At 57.6% G+C, this 19,557-nt stretch carries 15 protein-coding genes and 2 pseudogenes; 7 read left to right on the plus strand and 10 right to left on the minus strand.

Annotation, left to right across the window (positions count from 1 at the left end; genetic code table 11):
- Nucleotides 1-19: 19 nt before the first annotated feature.
- The 4 genes and pseudogenes from LEPTO7104_RS0122505 to LEPTO7104_RS38585 form a co-directional block, all read right to left on the minus strand.
- Nucleotides 20-307, minus strand: a complete 288-nt coding sequence (locus LEPTO7104_RS0122505; protein WP_051158622.1) for a hypothetical protein — start codon at nucleotides 305-307, stop codon at nucleotides 20-22.
- A 498-nt stretch (nucleotides 308-805) separates the two neighbouring features.
- A pseudogene (locus LEPTO7104_RS44020) lies at nucleotides 806-1,306 on the minus strand (PIN domain-containing protein).
- The gene (locus tag LEPTO7104_RS0122515; protein WP_017300850.1) at nucleotides 1,290-1,538 is read right to left on the minus strand and encodes a UPF0175 family protein; all 249 of its coding nucleotides are present in this window, start codon (nucleotides 1,536-1,538) and stop codon (nucleotides 1,290-1,292) included. Before LEPTO7104_RS0122515 ends, LEPTO7104_RS44020 begins: the two are co-directional and overlap by 17 nt.
- A gap of 145 nt (nucleotides 1,539-1,683) precedes the next feature.
- The gene (locus LEPTO7104_RS38585; protein WP_040697303.1) at nucleotides 1,684-1,896 is read right to left on the minus strand and encodes a DUF433 domain-containing protein; all 213 of its coding nucleotides are present in this window, start codon (nucleotides 1,894-1,896) and stop codon (nucleotides 1,684-1,686) included.
- A gap of 205 nt (nucleotides 1,897-2,101) precedes the next feature.
- Between LEPTO7104_RS38585 and LEPTO7104_RS43725 the strand changes: the two genes are divergently transcribed.
- A protein-coding gene (locus tag LEPTO7104_RS43725) for an IS630 family transposase (RefSeq protein ID WP_155523829.1) occupies nucleotides 2,102-3,120 on the plus strand; the annotation gives its coding sequence in 2 pieces (ribosomal slippage) (nucleotides 2,102-2,531 and nucleotides 2,531-3,120; 1,020 coding nt in all).
- A gap of 33 nt (nucleotides 3,121-3,153) precedes the next feature.
- Nucleotides 3,154-3,925: pseudogene (locus tag LEPTO7104_RS34940) on the plus strand (transposase).
- Nucleotides 3,926-4,021: 96 nt separating this feature from the next.
- On the opposite strand, the gene LEPTO7104_RS37270 reads toward LEPTO7104_RS34940, so the two are convergent.
- On the minus strand, nucleotides 4,022-6,739 hold the full coding sequence (locus LEPTO7104_RS37270; protein ID WP_017300854.1) for an NACHT domain-containing protein: 2,718 nt from the start codon (nucleotides 6,737-6,739) through the stop codon (nucleotides 4,022-4,024).
- 520 nt (nucleotides 6,740-7,259) lie between these two features.
- Between LEPTO7104_RS37270 and LEPTO7104_RS40350 the strand changes: the two genes are divergently transcribed.
- Both LEPTO7104_RS40350 and LEPTO7104_RS0122545 read left to right on the plus strand, forming a co-directional pair.
- Nucleotides 7,260-7,409 carry a hypothetical protein gene (locus LEPTO7104_RS40350; protein ID WP_155523738.1) on the plus strand — a complete coding sequence of 50 codons (150 nt, stop codon included), beginning with the start codon at nucleotides 7,260-7,262 and terminating at the stop codon, nucleotides 7,407-7,409.
- Nucleotides 7,410-7,473: 64 nt separating this feature from the next.
- Nucleotides 7,474-7,833, plus strand: a complete 360-nt coding sequence (locus LEPTO7104_RS0122545) for a hypothetical protein (protein ID WP_017300855.1) — start codon at nucleotides 7,474-7,476, stop codon at nucleotides 7,831-7,833.
- A gap of 297 nt (nucleotides 7,834-8,130) precedes the next feature.
- Here the strand turns inward: LEPTO7104_RS0122545 and cimA are convergent, their stop codons facing one another.
- Entirely contained in the window at nucleotides 8,131-9,873 is a 1,743-nt protein-coding gene (cimA, locus tag LEPTO7104_RS0122550) for a citramalate synthase (RefSeq protein ID WP_017300856.1), read from the minus strand.
- A gap of 129 nt (nucleotides 9,874-10,002) precedes the next feature.
- On the opposite strand from cimA, the gene LEPTO7104_RS0122555 reads away from it, so the two are divergent.
- Entirely contained in the window at nucleotides 10,003-10,338 is a 336-nt protein-coding gene (locus tag LEPTO7104_RS0122555) for a 2Fe-2S iron-sulfur cluster-binding protein (protein ID WP_017300857.1), read from the plus strand.
- Nucleotides 10,339-10,565: 227 nt separating this feature from the next.
- Here the strand turns inward: LEPTO7104_RS0122555 and LEPTO7104_RS0122560 are convergent, their stop codons facing one another.
- The 4 genes from LEPTO7104_RS0122560 to patD all read right to left on the minus strand — a co-directional run bounded on the left by LEPTO7104_RS0122560 (nucleotide 10,566) and on the right by patD (nucleotide 15,379).
- Complete coding sequence (locus tag LEPTO7104_RS0122560) at nucleotides 10,566-12,389, minus strand: alpha/beta hydrolase (RefSeq protein WP_017300858.1); 1,824 nt, start codon at nucleotides 12,387-12,389, stop codon at nucleotides 10,566-10,568.
- A 171-nt stretch (nucleotides 12,390-12,560) separates the two neighbouring features.
- On the minus strand, nucleotides 12,561-14,189 hold the full coding sequence (locus LEPTO7104_RS0122565) for a dipeptide ABC transporter ATP-binding protein (protein WP_017300859.1): 1,629 nt from the start codon (nucleotides 14,187-14,189) through the stop codon (nucleotides 12,561-12,563).
- 209 nt (nucleotides 14,190-14,398) lie between these two features.
- Nucleotides 14,399-14,971 (minus strand): TFIIB-type zinc ribbon-containing protein, encoded by a 573-nt coding sequence (locus LEPTO7104_RS0122570; protein ID WP_017300860.1) that lies wholly within the window; start codon nucleotides 14,969-14,971, stop codon nucleotides 14,399-14,401.
- A gap of 66 nt (nucleotides 14,972-15,037) precedes the next feature.
- Nucleotides 15,038-15,379, minus strand: a complete 342-nt coding sequence (gene patD / locus LEPTO7104_RS0122575) for a heterocyst frequency control protein PatD (protein ID WP_017300861.1) — start codon at nucleotides 15,377-15,379, stop codon at nucleotides 15,038-15,040.
- 455 nt (nucleotides 15,380-15,834) lie between these two features.
- Between patD and LEPTO7104_RS0122580 the strand changes: the two genes are divergently transcribed.
- The gene (locus tag LEPTO7104_RS0122580; protein ID WP_017300862.1) at nucleotides 15,835-18,120 is read left to right on the plus strand and encodes a RelA/SpoT family protein; all 2,286 of its coding nucleotides are present in this window, start codon (nucleotides 15,835-15,837) and stop codon (nucleotides 18,118-18,120) included.
- Between the two features lie 249 nt (nucleotides 18,121-18,369).
- Nucleotides 18,370-19,530, plus strand: a complete 1,161-nt coding sequence (locus LEPTO7104_RS0122585) for a 5-(carboxyamino)imidazole ribonucleotide synthase (protein WP_017300863.1) — start codon at nucleotides 18,370-18,372, stop codon at nucleotides 19,528-19,530.
- Nucleotides 19,531-19,557 lie beyond the last annotated feature (27 nt).

Here is a 19,557-nt window from a genome sequence, read left to right on the forward strand (position 1 = left end):
CCAGGGATTTAATTCACCACTAACGCAGCTGTCGGTAGCGGAGCAGGTAGCTAAATACCTCCCCCTGCTCTGGGGTAATCAAAATCCCCGAGTCGGGAATGGTCACCAGTCGGCTCCACTCTCGCTGCTCGGCATAGGTCAACACATGCAGGTGGTGAATTGCCCCCCGCACGCCATCGGGCGAACCGATCACTAGATGGCGCAATCGCTCGCGCCCTGGCTGGGCGTTAGGGGTGACAAGGCGCAGGGGATTGAGATCCCCGGTTTCTTGAAGAAACCGGGGATCTTGACGGGTAAAACACAACATAATCGGGTTCCTTTCCGATGAGACGACGGGGAAGAAACCCAAAAATTTGGCCGCCCCAGACATGTGCAGTTCAGGGCGGCCAGGTAAAATCAACCTTAGCCTCCGAGACAGCTAGTACCTGTCGACGGGGTTAGCCGCTGGTTGGTGCTCGAACACCTTCCAGTGGCGTTAGACCAAATTTTTGGGACGTTCAGACTGCACGCACACAGCCTTAGCTCAGTAAAGTACCCCATTCAGACGCCCAAATCAAGTCAAAATTGCTACCTGCTGAGATGTCTGTCGAATTTTCCCTGATTCTCTACCATTGTCCTTTGACCGCTTAGCTCTGGGAGTCTTTTCTATGACTCAGACCTCATCGTCGCTGGTACTTGGCGTTGACGAATTTCGTGCCCGTTGGCAATAACCCCCACTACGAACCGGCAGATGGGAAATGTTATGCCGCGTTAGCCTCGGCGGATTTTGGCAATGCCACCGATATATTTGCCCGCTTGCAGCTTTTTATGATTCAAGTTCATGACACTCTCGCAAAATCTGGTTCAGCAGAGCGGGTGCAATCCAAAAATTGGCTTCTCGCTGCAAACGCTCTATAGCAACTTGCATGGAAACTACTGCACCCTCGTGCCAACCTCTTAGCAAGATGCCTAGAACGCCTGTAATGGCTAAGTCCAAAGACCTTGCAGATTGTCGGGCTTCTTTTTCATCGAGCAAAATTCTGTCAGCCGATACCTCTATAGCTAAGGCGATCGCTTCAGATTCTCCCTGATGAAGTTGCCTTCGCAGTAGAGCAATGAGGGATACATTGCTTACCGTTTGGGGCACGAGCTAGCCTTCATCTATGGCTTCTCGCAAGCGGCTAGAACCGGGTAAGGCTTGATCTACTTTCAATTCTGCAAGAACAGCCTGAGGGATCAGAATTTGCCCAAACTGCTGGGGTAGCAGAAACAGATGGTCAATGATCGCCAGGTTGAGCAACGGTGAGGTGTTACTGACGACGGGCATATTCTATATCTTCTGCGAGTTCGGTTTCAGAATAGTGCCGAGGGATCTGGCGCTCTCCTAAAAGCTGGCTAAATTGCCAGTGGTCTAGGTTGGCTAGTTCGCGGGCTTTGCCAAAGGATAGTAGCTCTTGGGCGTAGAGGGCGAGGGCTAGTTCTTTCAGCAATTCGGCTTCCATACGGCTCTCCGGTAGCCGAATGGATTGAATGATGGATTCAGGAATGGAAAGTTGCATAGTTCTAGATTGTTAAAATATGCCGCCACAAAAAGCTGCTTGTTTAAGCATAGCTGAGGACTCGTAAGGTGGCTTTATGGGTATCTCCTGTATCACCAACCAATACCCTCTGATGCGAACTGCGGAGCGAATACGGCGATAGTGTTTAGCCAGGGTGGGGGGATCTCTGTCCAGTGTACTGAAGCGATCGCTGAATATCTTCAGGCTCTAGATAGGGGTAGTCTTCGATGATTGTCTCTGGTGTTTGGCCATTGGCGACCAGGTTTAGAACTAAGGAGACAGGCACTCGCATGCCGCGAATGCAGGTTTGCCCTGCCATGATTTTGGGGTTAAAGATGATGCGATCGAAACTCTTAATGGTGAGTGGTGCATTGCGGTCTAGGGGAGATCTAGCTTTTGCAGAATAAGGTTTCAGCCGCGAATGCACCCTACGGTTGGAACAACTATAGCAATCCGGAATGATTCGTGAAATATATCAGTATAATTACTGAGGATCCAGAATTCTGATGCGAGGTGTGATGGTCATGCCCACCCCCCAGACTAAGCTCAGCAAAACCATTGCCATTGAAGAACTCAAGGCCTTTATCAGTGCTGAACGTGATGGTCGCCAAGTGAAGAAAGCATTGGCCGTCAAACTGATCTATCAGGACTATGGCTATGAGGCCATCACCGCGATTCTCGATGTATCGCTGGGAGCCCTGAGCAAATGGAAACAAGCCTATGAGCGGGACGGCTTAGCCGGGTTCCGCCCTCAGCATAAAGGTCGCAGGAGTTATTTGACCCCGCTAGAGCGAGAGGCCGTATTGCAGTGGTTACAGGCTAAAGCGATCTGGGAACTGAGTGAGCTGGAGTATCATCTGGCCGAGACCTACGACGTGGTGTACGAGTCTAAGCAAAGCTACTACGACTTGTTTGAAGCGGCGGGTTTGAGTTGGAAAAAGACCAGTAAAGTGAATCCAAAGGCGGACGCTAAGGCGGTGGCCGCAAAAAAGCCGAGATCCAGCGGCTATTGGCACGTTACCGAGACGAGATCGAAGCCGGGCAGTTGAGAGTGCTCTTTGTCGATGAATGTCATCTCATGAGTGGTGACCTTCAAGGCTACGTGTGGGGACGAACGGGGGAACGGGTTGAGGTGCCTATTGTGAACGAACGAGAGCGTCAAACGTATTATGGAGCCTTAGATTTGCTCAGCAAGCGCCTGATTGTTCAAGGGCACGAGAAAGGGAATACGACCAACACCATGGCGTATCTCAAATTTTTGCAAACGCAATGGCCAGAGCAACGGTTACTCTTGCTCTGGGATGGGGCAAGTTACCATCGCTCCCAAGAACTCCAAGACTTTCTAGGCCAAATCAATGCTGGATTAGAGCCCAAAGCCTGGAAAATCCATTGTGTTCGATTCGCACCCAACGACCCGAGTCAAAATCCCATCGAAGATGCTTGGCTACAGGCTAAAACGTGGCTAAGACGGATGTCAGGGCTGCGTCCCTGCTTCTCGGCGCTCAAAGCCCTCTTCGAGCAGTTTTTTAGGCTAGAGGTGTTTAATTTCCCAAAAATGCATCGATACGGATCCTTTTCATGAACCAAATAGGACTGCTATACTACGGGTGTTTTGATGCCACGCCAATCTCGCGATCTCAAATCTGGCTTTTGCTACCACATCACCACCCGGTGCAATAACCGCGACTTTCGCCTGACCCGGTTTGAATGCAAACAGGTTTTGCTGGGGGCCATTAAGCGATGTCGAGACAAGTTTGGCTTTAAGCTCTATGCCCTGTGCATTATGAGCAACCATGTGCATTACCTGCTAGAGCCTCAACAGCCGGAAGATTTGCCACTCATCATGCACTGGCTGAATTGGTACACAGCCATGTGCTTTAACCGCTTGTTGAATCGCACTGGTCACTTTTGGGAGAAGCGTTATCACAGCACCGGCTTTGCGATTACGGATAAACGGCGAGCCCTGAATACTCTGCGCTATATCCATGCCAACCCGAAGGCTGCAAACATGCAGCAGGGATTCTTTTACGATTTCAGCAATTACGGTAGTTATGATCGGCTTACCGAGGATGGTATCACTCAGTGGCATCCAGCCTTTTTAGCCTTGGGCACAACGCTGGAAATATGTGCAGCAGCCTATCGCAAGTTTTGCAAAAAATACAGGCCGAAACCCAAACCCGAGCGCAAAAGCCACTGGGGTAGCCAAAAACTGGCGCGACTACGGCAGAAGATGAAGGCGAAAAAGGTTAGCCCTGGGCAAAAAAGCCTGTGGGAGAGCTGGACTTTATCGCTAGATGAGATAGTGCCGGTAGGTAGCGAAGAAATTTGTGCTGGCGAACTGTCTCACCCCTGACATTGCCGCTGCGCGATTCACGGATACAACCTGACTTTCGGTGCCAGGTAACGGATCTCCCAAACACCTCATTTTCCGTGTGGAGGCGGTCTGAAATAAATCTTTTGTATCGGGCTGAAGCGCTTATCTGCTACAGTTTACAATGCGCGATGCGAGAGAAGAATCCCACACACAACAGTCCACCCAACCTCGAAATCAAACCAACGGCCCACCTTGGACCAGGGAGGTGGCCTTTTGGTGCCGAAGTATCAAAAGTTAAGCGATCATAGGAAAAACTTACCTGTCTCCAGCCTACTCGTTCTGCAAAAAGGATAAACGTATCTAAATCGTCTCCTTTCAGCCTAACACCACACCGCAGCAAAATACGGCGTATGAGAGTAGGTGTTCTTTCTGTTACGCTGCTGACCCATGAACGGTGGTCACTCTCTAAGCGTCCACCTACCTCAATCCAAATTTGTTTCTGAACGCTGAAGCCAAACTGGCTCTGGCTAAACTGCACCCAGAGGTCGTCGATGGCTAGCAAGTCATCACAGGGAAAGTTACGAATGTCATCAACGTTGAGATAGCCCTGGCTTTCTCGACTGGCCACCTGCAACATCACTTGCAGGGTTTCTTCATCTGCTTTGCGCCACTGGTGCGCTGCCAGATAAGTAGCCAATTGAGCGTATCGAGTCGGCACCCAAAATCGCACCAGCCGAATGCCGCTCTCCGCCAGGTGCTGGTCAGCTTCGATAGGGTGCTGTCTCAGTTCTTGGTCTGTGGGCAAGCGATAGCAAGCGGTCGTTTCGCCAATCGTAGCCGAGGGTAGATACGTGCCTAGCCAGGCACAAAAGTGATACGCCTCTTCTCGGCTGATGCCCCTAGCCGGTTGACTGGCTTGACCCGGTGGAACCTTCCTATAAGTCACGGGCAGAGATACTTTTGTTGATAAAAGTGCTTTTACCTCGGAATGCTCTAGAAAGCGCTGATACTCTGCCCAGGTCACGTAACTGTTGTCAATTTGAAGGGCATCGTCAACCCGAACGAACCGCCGCAAACGGCGAGTTAGCTTCACATCAACGGCCAAATTAAACTGTCCTGGGTTAGTCGATGTTAGTCCTGCCTCCAAAGCATTCAGCAAGGCCTGCCGTACATCAGGATCGACTTCAGCACCTTCTTCAACACAGTCGTAGGCCAGGGCCAGAGCCGAGAGCGATTCACGAGTTAGGGCCGCTTCAATCAGCTCTGTGGCATTACTCTGGGCGGCGTACAGCCGAATGGTTTCATCCCACCAGGCGTCTTCAAAATTAGCGACGAGCAAATGGCTACGGTGGGTGTCTTTAATTTCGGCTGCGGCCAGATATTCTTGCAAACTCTTGTGGGCAAATTCATACTGTCCACGCTCGCGTTCGACTAGCAGACCGCTCAGATCTTCCGCCTGTTTGATAAATGCGGCTCCATCGGCATCTTGCCCGGCCACCGCCGCCAGCTTTGCTTGAATGAGCTGAGTTGCCAGGGGCAGCTTAAACTCACGGGTTTTTTGCTCCATGAGTCCCAGCGCCAGGGTTTGCAATACCGACTTCTGCTGGTTCACGGTTAAGGTGGCGGTCAACCCTTTGGCATCAGCCCTGCGCCCCAGCAGCACATCGCAAATCTCGGCATATAGCTCTAGCCGACTGCCGGGCAAGGCTCCCCGAAACCGATGTACGGTGGCAATCATAGTTAACAGCAGCGGGTTCACGGCCATCGCTGACAGTGGGGCATTGTGGCTGATGCGACCAATCAAATCATTCGCTTTTTGGTTGGCCTCGGCCTGCACGGCTGGGGTATTGCGGCCCAATCGGCTTTTGATCTCGTGCTGCCGATACCAGCTCTGCACAAACTGTTTGACATCGGCAAAGGTAAAAGGTTGCACCTCTACCATGGCTCTGATCCGCTCCACTGGGGCGCTGCGGTAGCCAAAAGGGCGTGATGTAACAATAAAGGGCGTCGGATAGGTCTGCATCTGGCGATCGACCCAGCGGCTAACCTGCTGACGTTGGGCCTCGTCTGCTACTTCATCTAGCCCATCCAGCATGACCAGGCATCGCCCTTGTTTGAGCTTGCTAGCAAACCAAGACGATCTGGGCTGAAGCTCTTTAACCAGGGGCTGCTGGTGAATAAGTTCGGCCAGTGTAGGAGGCTGGTCACTGGTAATCTTGTCTCGCACATCCCTGAGATAGATCAGCACCGGAATCAGGGCTGGAGCCTGTCGGTGCTGCTGACGCTGGCGATTGTGAGCATAGGTGAGAGTCAGGTATTCCAGTAAGGTAGTTTTGCCTGATCCCGGTGGGCCAAGAATCGCCAGCCGGCAATCGGTACGGTCTTTACCTGCTTGAGCTAAGAAATCCCAGATGTCTAGACGGTTGACATTACTTCTTGGCAACAGCATCCCGGCTGAAACTTGATTCAGGCTTTCAGGTGCCACCTGCAACGAGACAAAAACCTTATCGAGATCTAAAACAAAGTCGCCCTGTGTCTTTAGCCCCTTGGTGCGATAGTCGCGGTAATGGTCGATAAGGCTGGTGTAGTAGCGCCTTTTGAACCGATCCGTCACACTCCACCAGAGACGGGGCACCCAGCTAGCCAAGACCCAGTCCAAAAATTGGTCAAAGTAGGGCAGCACCTTGCTACCGATCTTGACCAATAGCCAAACCCCAAATGCAATGCCCAGAAAGAGCCTAAACTCGGGCCAACGAGATTCTCTAGCGTGGTCGGCAGCAATGGCCACAAAAATGCCAGGGAGTCCCCAGCCCACCAGCTTGTTGTCTAGAAACTTTTGTACCGGTTCCCACCAGTCAGGCTGATTGCCGGGGGCTTGTTGGATCATGGCAAGAAACTTGAAGGGGCTTGTGCCCAATTTTAGCTGGCTGCTCGTTTAAGAAGACGATCACGCCTCAAGGCCCGGTCTTAAATCATTGCGCCTCAGCAAGCTCAACACCTCCCTCTGCTCTGGCGCGATCGCCTATTGCAGCACTCCACCGCTTTATTGTCAGAGCTACATCCTTTAGTGTGAGGCCGCAATGCTTTAGTGCAGCGGCGCAACATTCGATTGTTAGGCCGCAACTCTTTAATGCGATCGCGCAACTTCTTATTGTCAGGCCGCAACATCTTAAGTTGTGGCGCGACAATGCTGCTGCGATCGCGCAACCTTTTAAGTAGTCAATACACAATGCTTCTGTCATAGAGCAACTTCGAATAGTTACCCGCTGCACCCTTACCTGCTCAATGCACAATGCTTCTGTCATGGCAGCAAATCAATCATTCCCCCGCTGCATCGCCACTGTTGGGCCAAACCTCGCTGCGACCCGCTACAACATTCATCCAGGCTTCATCAAAACTGCTAGTGTTTGGTCACAATCTTTCAAATCGAGGCCGCGATCGGCTTCTTGCACCGGGCAATCTTGGCAATAGACGAGACAACGCCTCGCCCCAACCGTCGTCTCGCGCCGCCTGACCTAACCTTCGTCACTATCCCCAACGCCCGCTATCCCTCCTGAGAACCATTCAGGCAGGCGGTTTGGCTCTGCTCGCTATAAACCCATTACCACAGGTGTATCCACCATGCCCGTTGTCAACATCGCCCGTCGCTTGCCCGTCAAAACTATCAGCAACGATATCGACTCCCTCAACGGCCTCGGCACCGTCGAAGGCTATATCCCCGTTCGCACCGATGCGTCGCCCGCAGCCCTCAAGACCAGTTTCAACACCATGCTAGCCATGCAGCAAAAAGAAACCGAGCTGCAAGCCATGGTCAAAGCCGCCGCCGATGCCGCCCGCCAGGCCGAGTGGGAGTTTCACAACTCCATTTTGGGCATGAAAGAAGCCGTGCGGGCTCAGTTTGGCCCCGACAGCAACGCCGCCCAGGCCGTCGGCTACAAGAAAAAGTCTGAGTACAAGCGCCCCCGCCGTCGCAGCGCCTAGGTGCCAGCGTTCTTGACCGTAGATTTCCCCCTGATGTCTGGCCCGTAGTTCTCCTATGGGCCTTTTTATGGGCAGACCTTTTGCCCTTAGGGTGGGCATTGCTCACCATTGCCCCTTTGCGCCAGGCATCCCGATTCTTTGGGACTGTACGTGAGCAGCGTTTGCCAACAGCTCGATTTGGCGCAGGGTGTGTTCCCGGCCCAGGCTTACTCTGCGATCGCGCAAAATCTTTGCCCTGGCCGAAACGCACCCTACGCCTCAATTCAGCTAGGCCGCCGAGCAGAGTTTGCGCTCAACTCAGTCGAAGCCCAGCTCTTGCTTTAGCTTGGCCAGCGCGGTGGCGCGGGTTTTTTGCAGGGCCGCCGCCGCTAATTCGTCGGTGTTGGCAGCGATCGCGCACTGGGGGTAGTCGGTCTCGATCATCAGCCCGTACTCCAGCCCCTCGGTCACCGCCTGGTACGAGGCTTCGATAATGTTGGTGGAAACCCCCAGGGTGGTCCAGCGCTGGGTGCCGTTGCTCGACTCGACTAAAACGCGGGTTTTGGCCGCCGTGCCCGCGCCGCTGTCGATAATGCGCACCTTGTAGTCGGAGAGGTGGAAGTTTGCGATCGCCGGATAGAACGTCAGCAGCGCCTTGCGCAGGGCCGTATCCAGGGCTGCCACTGGCCCATTGCCCTCGGCGGCAGCCAGAATTTCTTCTTCCTTTACCATCACCTTGATGGTGGACAGCGACTGGCTGCTGTGGTCAGCGCCGTTGCCCTGGTGCTGGCAGTTAATGTAGAAACCCTTGAGGTCGAAAAAGCGGGGGCGATCGCCCAGGGCTTCGCGCATCAGCAGCTCAAAGCTGGCCTCGGCGGCCTCGAACTGGTAGCCCTCGTGCTCCAGGGTTTTGATCCGGGTGAGCAGCTGGCGCGAGGCCGGGTTGTGGCGATCGAGATGGATGCCAAAGCTGCGGGCCTTGGCCAGCACATTGCTCAGCCCCGCCTGGTCAGACACCACAATGCGGCGGCTGTTGCCCACGCTGGCCGGGTCGATGTGCTCGTAGGTTTTGGGCTCGCGCTCCACGGCGCTGACGTGAATGCCGCCCTTGTGGGCAAAGGCCGAGCGGCCCACGTAGGGGGCGTGGTCGTCGGGGGCCAGGTTCACCACTTCGCTGATAAAGCGGCTGGTTTCGGCCAGGGTTTCGAGCCCGGCAGGGGCAATGCAGGGGTAGCCCAGCTTGAGCTGCAAATTTGGAATTAGGGTGCAGAGGTTGGCGTTGCCGCAGCGCTCGCCGTAGCCGTTGATGGTGCCCTGCACCATGGTGGCCCCAGACTCCACCGCCGCCATGGCGTTGGCCACCGCCGTGCCGCTGTCGTTGTGGGTGTGAATGCCGAGCTGGGGTCGGGGAGCGGGGAGGTTTTGCAGCCAGGTATTGACGGCAGCGACAATCTTGCCCACATCCTGGGGCAGGGTGCCGCCGTTGGTGTCGCACAGCACCAGCCACTCGGCCCCGGCCTCTACCGCCGCCCCCAGGGTTTCTAGGGCATAGTCAGGGTTCGCCAAATACCCGTCAAACCAGTGCTCGGCGTCGTAGATTACCCGGCGGCCCTGGCTGCGAAAGTAGCGAATGGTGTCGTCGATCATGGCCAGGTTTTCGGCCAGGGTGGTTTGCAGGCCGGTGGTAACGTGCAAATCCCAGGATTTGCCGAACAGCGTGATCCACTCGGTGCCCGCCGCCAGCACCGGCTGGAGCATCGGTTCTTCGGCGGCAACTTGTCCAGGGCGACGGGTCGAGCAAAAGGCGGTAATGCTGGCCTGGGTGAGGGGGGTTTCTTTGAGCTGCCAGAAGAACTGCACATCTTTGGGGTTGGCCCCCGGCCAGCCGCCTTCGATGAAGGGCACGCCCAGGGCATCGAGCCGCCGCGCAATCCGCAGCTTGTCTTCGATCGACAGGGCCAGCCCCTCCCGCTGCGCTCCATCGCGCAGGGTGGTGTCGTAAATGAAAATGGTCTTGCGTTGCCCCTCAGGGGTCTTGCGTTGCCCATCGCGCTCAGTCATCGTCCCTGGTGCCTCAATTGTCCCAAGTAATCCCAACTTCTTAGGGTAAGCCCTGGGTCGGCCTAGCTTGAGGGGGGAGGGGCGATCGCGTTATAAAACGTAGATATTCTTCGCCTGCCAGGAAATGCCATGCCCACCGTCACCGCCCAGGGAAAGACCATTCAGTGCGAGGCCGGGGCCAACCTGCGGCGGGTCCTGCTGGCCCACGGCGTCGATCTCTACAACGGCCAGGCCGCGCTGATCAACTGCCGAGGCATTGGCACCTGCGGCACCTGCGCGGTAGAGATTGAAGGGGAGATTTCAGCCGCTAATTGGAAAGACAAAACGCGCCGATCGCTGCCGCCCCACGACCCCGCGCGCAACCTGCGCCTGGCCTGCCAAACCAGGGTGCTGGGCGATATCACCGTCACCAAGTACGACGGCTTTTGGGGCCAGGGCATGCAACCAGTCTGGTCGGCAGAGTAGTAGACTTCGGCATGGGTTTCCGGACTATGGCGATCGCCAGGGAGCAGTGAGGCTAGGGAGCCAGGGGAGTTGGAGCGGTGGCCTGATTTCCGTCCAGCAGGACAAATCCCCGAAGGCCAAAATACACCCACCCTCTTGGATCGCTTTGCTCCCCCCGCTCCCCCGCTCCCCCGCTCCCCTACCCCCTTAGCTTTCAAGAAAAGCGCCTCAACGCCCGCCCTAGCTTACTAGTCCTCAGTTTCAATCGCCTCCAGCAGGTCAGCCTTGGTGCCCTCCAGACTGCCCCCCTGGATCGTCGCCCGGTAGCACACAGGCGACAGATAGCCCTGAATTTGCAGGCTCTGGCAGGCCAGGTGAAACTGGCTCAGGGCCACCTGGGGGTCCGCGTTAAAGGTCTTTAAGTAGTCGTCAAAGCCCAGAAATGCCAGCCGGTACAGCAGCTCCTGGCTAAACTTGCCCTCAAAGTAGCCGCCGTGCACGTCGCGCTTGCCCCGGGCGTAGTCGAGGGTCAGCAGGAAGTAGTCCCAGGGTTTTAGGGTGGCGTGGCCCAGGGCGCGGGTCAAAAGGCCCGTGGGCTTGGCCGAACAGGTGTTGTTGCTGGGGTCGTACTTGATATCAAAATAGTCGGTGCAGTCGAAATAGGTAAAAAAGTCGGCCACGGTGGCGCGGTTGGCGCTCCGGGCCGTCTGCACCTTAAACAGATCGGCCATGGTCACAACGCCCCGCTTCTGAAACCGCTGATAGGTTAGAAACAGGCTTTCCATCACGTTGGCCTGCGCCTGGGCAATGGCCTCCCCAATGGGTAAAGAGGCTGAAAAATCCTTGTCCAGGGTCCTCAGGTTGATCAGCCCGTAGTCGTCAATTCCCCCCAGTTTGTTCTGCAGCGCCACATTGCCGAGGCGGTAGCCCCGCGCCTGGGTGCGGCTGGGAAAGGCGATGTAGTTGGCCGTCGTTGAGGCCGTGCGCAGGGCGATGTCGCCCTCGCTGCTAAACAGGTAAGACTCCGAAAACCGCCGCAGCGACGAGGCTAAAAAATTGGCCCGGCTCGACACAATGGTGAGGACCGGAATGTCCGGGGAGGCCAAAATTAGCCGCCCCAGGCTAAACACGTCGCCCACGTAGCTGTCGGGCCGTTTTTCGACCGATGCGGTGTCAAACACGTCCGACAGAATGCGGATGACGTTGGTGACTACAAACGCGCCCATGCTGTGGCCAATGAAGCTGAGCTTGACCTTGTTCTGCGATCGCCGCCCCCAGTAGGCCCTCGCCTGGGCCATCGCCTGGCGGTGCTGCTCTTCGCTGGCGGTATTGGGAAACATCTCCACCGCCGTGCGCTGAACAATGGCCTGGTCAATCTGGCGCAGCAGCTCCACCAGGTCTAGCACCCCAAAGTTGTCGGCCCGGTAGTTGTCGCGAAAGTACACCACCAGCCGCAGCACCACCAGCGCCAGCATGAGCGTGCCCAGCACAAACAGCAGCGTCAGCAGCAGGCCGAGTAAAAAGCCCCAAACGGATTCGTCAAAGGTGGATAGCTCCAACCACAGCAGCACCAGAGCGCCCAGGGCGCCAGTGGTGATCATGTCGCGGGGCAGGGGCGGTAGCGCCTTCAGCGCCTCCCAGATATGCTTGGGGCTGGTCAGGGCGACGTTTTCGGAGGGCCAGCGATAGCCAACAAACAGCCGGTTTGGGCGGGTCGCAATGGTTGGGTCGTGGTGGTTAACGTATTTGAAAATATTTTTGTACCAGGCTTCTACCCCGTCGAGGCTGGTGTTGTAGCCATGTACCGTAATCACTAGCTCGGCGGTACCGTCGGCAGAGGTCGTCATCATGCGGTGGAGATGGGCGGCGATCGCATCTACCCCCAGCGTCGCCTGCCTTTGAATCGTTTCGCTGGCTTCCTGGGCCTCTTCAATGTTGGGCGGGGCGCTACTCATGACAAAATAGCCGGGAATTTTGCCCTCAACGCCGCTGGTGTCGTCTATATCCACCAGGGCCGCCTGGCTCTCCTGCCGGAAGACAAATTTTTGAATAATAAACGGAAGCTGTTTCATAGATGCCCTAGAAAATCCGTCAATGGGAGATTTCAAGAGCGTAGCTGACCTTTCCAGACGCTACCCCCCCAAGTTCACGAAATGTAGGTTCGCCAGAACTGGGGATCGCGCGGCCCGCCTGCGCCCAGCCCTGCCGGGCCAGCGACATGTGCTGGGGCGCTTTGCCGCTGCCTAGGCGCCCGTCGCCAACACCGGCACCGCCTGGAGCAGAGTTTGGGTATAGGGGTGCTGGGGAGAGTCAAACAGCGTCTTGGTGGGGGCCAGCTCGACAATTTTGCCCTGCTGCATGACGGCAATGCGATCGCACATAAACCGCGCCACCCACAGGTCGTGGGTGATAAACAGGTAGGTGAGGTCAAACTCCTGCTTGAGGGCGATCATCAGGTCGAGCACCTGGGTCTGCACCGTGGCGTCGAGCATGCTGACCGGCTCGTCGCAGATTACCAGCCTGGGCTTGGTGATCAGGGCGCGGGCAATCGCCACCCGCTGCTGCTGCCCCCCCGACAGATCCCGAGGAAAGCGATGGAAATAGTCTTTGGTGGGAATTAGGCTGACGCGGGCGAGCATGTCGTGGGCCTGCCGCTCGGCCTCGGCGACCGTAGCCAGCCCGTGGATCAGCAGCGGATCGGCAATGCTTTTGCCCACGGTCATCATCGGGTTGAGGCAGGCCAGAGGATCTTGAAACACCATTTGCAGCTGCCGCCGCTGCTGCCGCATGGCCTGCCGCGACAGGGCGGTCAGTTCAGTGCCGTCAAACTCAACCTGGCCTGCGGTGGGTTTTACCAATTGCAAAATGGTGCGCGATAGAGTGCTCTTGCCGCAGCCCGACTCGCCCACCAGCCCCACTACCTCGCCGGGGTAAATCTCCAGCGAAACGCCGTCCACGGCCTTGATCACCTTGGCCTCCTGGCCACCGAAAAGGCGGGCGAGGGGGCTGCTCTCCAGGGTGTAGTGCTGTTTGACATCCGTCAGCCGCAGCACGGGGTCGGCGGCGGTGGCGGTGTAGAGCAGGCCCTCCGCCTGCTGCATTTGCCGGGCCGATTCGACCAGCGATCGCGTGTAGTCGTCCTGGGGATCGTGCAGCACCGCCGCCGCGCCGCCCTCTTCCACCACCCGACCCTCATACATGACGGCGACGCGATCGCAGTACTCGGCCACCAGCGACAGGTCGTGGGAGATTAGCACCAGGGTGGTGCCCAGCTCGTCGCACAGCCGCGTCAGCTCGTCGAGAATTTGGGCCGACACCGTCACATCCAGACTGGTGGTGGGCTCGTCGGCCACGATCAGCTGGGGTTCTAAAATCATCGCCAGGGCGATCGCCACCCGCTGGCGCATGCCGCCGCTAAACTCGTGGGGATACTGGTCAAACCGGCTGGCGGGAATGTTGACCGCCTCCAGCACCGCGATCGCCCGCTCCCTGGCCGCCGCCTGGGAAACCTCCCGGCGATGGGCGCGCAGGGTCTCGATGCAGTGGTTGCCAATGGTCATCAGCGGGTTGAGCCGGGTCATCGGGTCCTGAAAAACCAGGGCGATCGCCTCGCCCCGAAACTGCCGCAGCCGCTGGGGGGTAAAGTCGAGCACCGACTCGCCGTTAAACCACACTCGCCCCTGCAGCTCGGTTGCGTTGGGCAACAGCCGCAGCGCCGCCCGGCCCAGGGTGCTCTTGCCGCAGCCGCTCTCGCCCACCAGGCCCAGCTTTTCCCCCGGCGATAGGGACAGAGACACGCGATCGACCGCGCGATCGGCCTGGCCGGGGTAGGTCACCGAGAAGCTTTCAAGGGCAAAGAGAGCGTCTGTCATGGGGACAAGGGGTGGATGGGTAGGGGGTGAATGGGTGGGGAGTAAATAGTGAATCAGCGCGAGAAATGCAGGCCCAGTAGAGATTAACAGTACAGACTAAATAAGAGATCAAAAACCTGAGCCAATGAGTCTGATCGATCTCACACCCCCACGCCCCACGCCCCACGCCCTACGCTCCCACGCCCCCACGCTCCCCTCCACCCCTCTACTCACTGATCCACCCGCCGCATCAAATACGCCACCCCAAAATCCCCGTTGGGGTGCTGCTCCAGCAGATCGGCCAGCTCAAACACCCGCTGGGCAATGTCTTCCCCCAGCTTGTCAATGGTGGCCTGCTTCTCCCGCTCGCCGTGCTCTAGCTCGCGCACCTGCCCCTGCCAATCGGCAGAAAAAATGTAGTCGATGTGGGCCTGCAAATCGAGCTGCCCCAGCAGTTCCCACTCTCCGGCGTCGCACCAGATGCCGTTGCAGCTGGGGCAGCGCTCTACGTAGAACACTCCCGACTTGAGGGTAATCCGCCCCCGCACCAGGTAGCTGCGGCATTCGGGGCAGAGGGCCGCCCGGTTGTCCAGGGGGGCGGGCTGAAAGGGCGTGCTCAGCGACAGGGGCAGCACCGCGACGCTGATGGGCCGGTCGGGGTCAATTTGCGATCGCTGCCAGTCAGCATAATGCTCTGGCGGAATCCAGGCTCCGCCGCAGCTGGAGCACGCTTTGACCGATAGACCCGGCGCCAGCTGACTGTCTTGAAGGTCAATGTCGCCTTCCTTAGGACACTGATACAAAGCACCTACTCTCCACCGCGTTCTTTCTCAAACCCAATAAACCCCTACTATTAAACCACTGGAGCGCTATGTCGCCTCGGCGATCGCCTGCTCCAGGGCATTACAAAAGCCCGCCAGCTGAGCGAGCTTTTCGATCAGCTGGCGCTGGCGCTGCTGGGTGGTCGTCGACTGACGGGCCGCCTGCAAAAAGGCCACATCCATGGCCAGCAGCCGCAGGGTGCGGTTCATCTCTGTAATGATCGGCTGGGCGCTGACGATCGCGTCCCCCAGGGGCAAAATCTGGTGCTGAAAATGCTGCTGAGCCAGCAAAAACTGCGCCTGGATCTGCCCGCCGTCGGGGTTGGCCGACCGCGCCAGGGTCTCCAGAGATTGCAGCTGCGATCGCAAATTTGACAGGGCATTTATCATAGGTATATGCCCTTTAGGGCAGTGAGTGAAGACTCTTGGCCGCGTTTTACCGTCGCCGGAGACAAATTGCCAGTTCCCCCCTGGGGGGACAAATGTTAAGGTTAATACACAACACTCCATCAGCCGAAAGCTGGCCATTAGCATTTATTGCGCCGTGGCCAGAAGAGGCGATTTCCTCAGGGTTATGGTGTAGGTTATCTCTATCCCAACGGGCTGCTCTCGGGCAGTTGCATCGCGTTCTTTGGCAGAACGTCTGTACGAGTTTTGCCGGAGTTTTTGCCTTTAATTTAATTTATGCGTCTGACGGGTATTTTCGCTTTCTCAGATGGTCAATCGCCTAATTAACGGTTGCCCTCTTTGATTTTCGTTACAGACCTAAATACCCTGTTCAACGATTTGCCATTGGTCCTGGCACTGTTTTAGCTTATCCGTTTCTGAGAGGTCGCTGGCATCCTATGACTGCAACGGTTCATCCCCCCCTACCCGACGATTGCACCCTGCCCGGCTGGCTCAAAACCTGCGTGCTAGCCCACCACGACGACAGCCAGGATGACCTTGCCCACGACCCCGAAGACAAGTCTAACAATGTGCTGGTGTGCCAGGCCTTTGAGTTTGCCTACACTCTGCACAAAGGGCAGTACCGCGCCTCGGGCGAACCCTACATCTGCCACCCGATCGCAGTGGCCGGTCTGCTGCGCGACCTCGGCGGCGACAGCGCCATGATTGCCTCGGGCTTTCTCCACGACATCGTCGAAGACACCGACGTTACCCCAGAGGAAATTGAGGATCACTTTGGCAGCGAAGTGCGGCAGCTGGTCGAGGGGGTGACCAAACTCTCAAAGTTTAACTTTGAAAGCAAAACCGAGCGCCAGGCCGAAAACTTTCGCCGCATGTTTCTGGCCATGGCCCAGGATATTCGGGTGATTGTGGTGAAGCTGGCCGATCGCCTCCACAACATGCGCACCCTCCAGCACCTCAGCGACGAAAAACGCCGCCGCATCGCCCGCGAAACCATGGAGATCTTTGCGCCCCTGGCCAACCGTTTGGGGATCGGGCGATTCAAATGGGAACTCGAAGATCTCTCCTTTAAGTATCTAGAGCCCGATGCCTACCGGCAGATGCAGAAGCACATTACCGAAAAGCGGGCCGATCGCGAAGCGCGGCTGATTCAGGTGGCCGAAACCCTGCGCCAGCGCATGCACCAGTCCGAAATTCAGGTGGTCGATGTCAACAGCCGGCCCAAACACCTGTACGGCATTTACCGCAAAATGGAGCGGCAGCAAAAAGATTTCAGCGAAATCTACGACATTGCCGCCATCCGCCTGATCGTCGGCACCAACGAAGATTGCTATCGCGCCCTGGCCATCGTTCACGATGCCTTTCGCCCGGTGCCGGGCCGCTTCAAAGACTACATTGGCCTGCCCAAGCCCAACCGCTACCAGTCGCTACACACGGTGGTGATCGGCCCCAAGGGCAAGCCGATTGAGGTGCAGATTCGCACCCTGGAAATGCACCACGTGGCCGAGTACGGCATCGCCGCCCACTGGAAGTACAAAGAAACTGGCTCGTCGGTCAACACCCGCATCAACGCCGACGACGAAAAGTTCACCTGGCTCAGGCAGCTGCTGGAGTGGCAAAACGACCTCAAAGACGCCCAGGACTTCCTCGAAAACGTCAAGGGCAACCTGTTTGACGAAGACGTTTACGTCTTCACCCCCGATGGCGATGTGGTGCCCCTCAGCCGGGGGGCAACCTCGGTGGACTTTGCCTACCGCATCCATACCGAGGTGGGCAACCACTGCGCCGGGGCCAGGGTAAACGGCCGCATCGTCACCCTCGATACGCCGCTGGAGAACGGCGATATTGTCGAAATCATCACCCAAAAGAACAGCCACCCCAGCCTCGACTGGCTCAACTTTGTGGTTACCCCCAGCGCCCGCAACCGCATACGCCAGTGGTATAAGCGATCGCACCGCGACGAAAACATCGCCCGAGGCCGGGATATGCTCGAAAAAGAGCTGGGCCGCAGCGGCTTTGATGCCCTGCTCAAGTCGGAACCGGCCCAAATGGCCGCCGAGCGCTGCAACTACCAGTCCGTCGATGACCTGCTGGCGGGGCTGGGCTACGGCGAGACCACCCTCAACCTGTTTGTAAATCGTCTGCGGGAGGCGATCAAGACCAAGCAGCCATTGGAGGTGCTGTCGCCCGAGTCGTCGCTGCAAGATTCTGACCAGTTTCTGGCCGGGGCCGTCACCAGCCCCCACCGCCATCGACCCGCCCCCTCCAAAGACCCGATTTTGGGCATCGAGGGGCTGGTGCACCACATTGCGGGCTGCTGTAACCCCTTGCCCGGCGAGCCGATCATGGGCAGCGTATCTTTGGGCAGCCGAGGGATTGCCATTCACCGCCAGGGCTGCCCCAATTTGGCGGATATTCCGGGCGATCGCATCATTCCCGTCAGCTGGAACTGCGGGGAGCACAACGACACGCGCCAAACCTATCCGGTGGAGGTGCGGATCGAGGTGATCGATCGCGTGGGGGTGCTCAAAGATATTCTGTCGCATCTGTCGGACCTGCAAATCAACGTTCACAAGGCCCAGGTCAAAACCTTCCCCGGCCAAACCGCCGAGATCGACCTGGGCCTGGACGTCAAAGACCACGCCCATCTCGATCAGACCTTCGTGCAGATTCGCAAAATGACCGACGTGCTCAAAATTCGCCGCATGAGCCAGGGGGGGTGAGCGCGCTGGCACGGCCCGCCGTTTATTCCTGCAAAGAACGCCAGGAAAGGGTTAGGTAGCCCAGCGCGCTGTCGCTCTAGGGGCTGTCATCAATTAGTTGCTGATGGCCCAAGCATCAACGGTTACAGCCCCTAGCCTGTGGTTTGGGTCGGGCGTGCCATGCTGGTGGAATCAGGACTTTAGCCAGCATTGATGCCACACCCTGGGGCCATGGAATAATGGGAGTTTTGCAGCGACCACAGCAGCACCATGACGCAGGCAACGGCAAACTTAATTCAGCGCATCGGCGTGATTGGCGGCGGCCAGCTGGCCTGGATGATGGGGCCAGCGGCGCAGCAGCTGGGCCTGGATCTGGTGGTGCAAACCCCTGGCGAGAGTGATCCTGCCGTTGCGATCGCCCATTCCACTATTCTTGCCCCCGTTGCCGATGTGGCGGCCACCAACGCTCTGGCGGCCCAGTGCGATGTGATTACCTTCGAGAACGAGTTCATCGACTGCGCAGGGCTGCAAACCCTGGCCCAGCGGGGCACAGTCTTTCGCCCCGGCCTGGATGTGCTCACCCTGGTGCTCGACAAGCGCCACCAGCGCGAATTCTTTAGCCGCATTGGCCTGCCCAACCCCCGCTACGACTTTTTAGAGGGCGATGAAAGCGAGGCCGAACTGGCGGCTAAGGCAGCGGCGATCGGTTTTCCGCTGGTGATGAAAACCCGCCGCCTGGGCTATGACGGCTACGGCACCTCCGTTGTCAGAGACGCCTCCCAGCTCAGCGCTACCTGGAACACCTTTCACCAGGCCCCGGTGCTGCTAGAGGAGTTTGTGCCCTTTAAGCAAGAGCTGGCCGTCATGGTAGCCCGATCGGCCGCGGGCGATGTTGCCGTGTATCCAACGGTAGAAACCCAGCAGGTCGATCAGATCTGCCGCCGGGTCTTTGCCCCTGCCCAGGTGGCTCCCACCGTCGCCGCCAGGATGGAGGCCATCGCCCGCACCCTCGCAGAACAGCTGCAGCTGATCGGCATCGTCGGCATCGAATGCTTTCTCACCCAGAATGACCAGGTGCTGATCAACGAAATCGCCCCCCGCACCCACAACTCCGGCCACTACAGCCTTGACGCCTGCGCCACCTCCCAGTTTGAGCAGCAGCTGCGGGCGGTCAGCGATCGCCCCCTCGGCCCCACTACGCTCACCTGCCCCCAGGCGGTAATGGTGAACCTATTAGGGCTAGATGCGCCTGAGGACAGCCACCACCGCAGGCTGGAGGCCCTCAAAGCACTGCCCCAAAGCACCCTTTACTGGTACACCAAAGGCATTCGACCCGGCCGCAAACTCGGCCACATTACCCAATGCCTCGGCCCAACCGAAGACCCCACCGCCGCCGCCGCCGCCATTGAAACCATCTGGTACGGCGAATAACCAACTCACCTACGTCGCCGATTTATA

The sequence above is a fragment of the Nodosilinea nodulosa PCC 7104 genome (assembly GCF_000309385.1).
GTDB lineage: Bacteria > Cyanobacteriota > Cyanobacteriia > Phormidesmidales > Phormidesmidaceae > Nodosilinea > Nodosilinea nodulosa.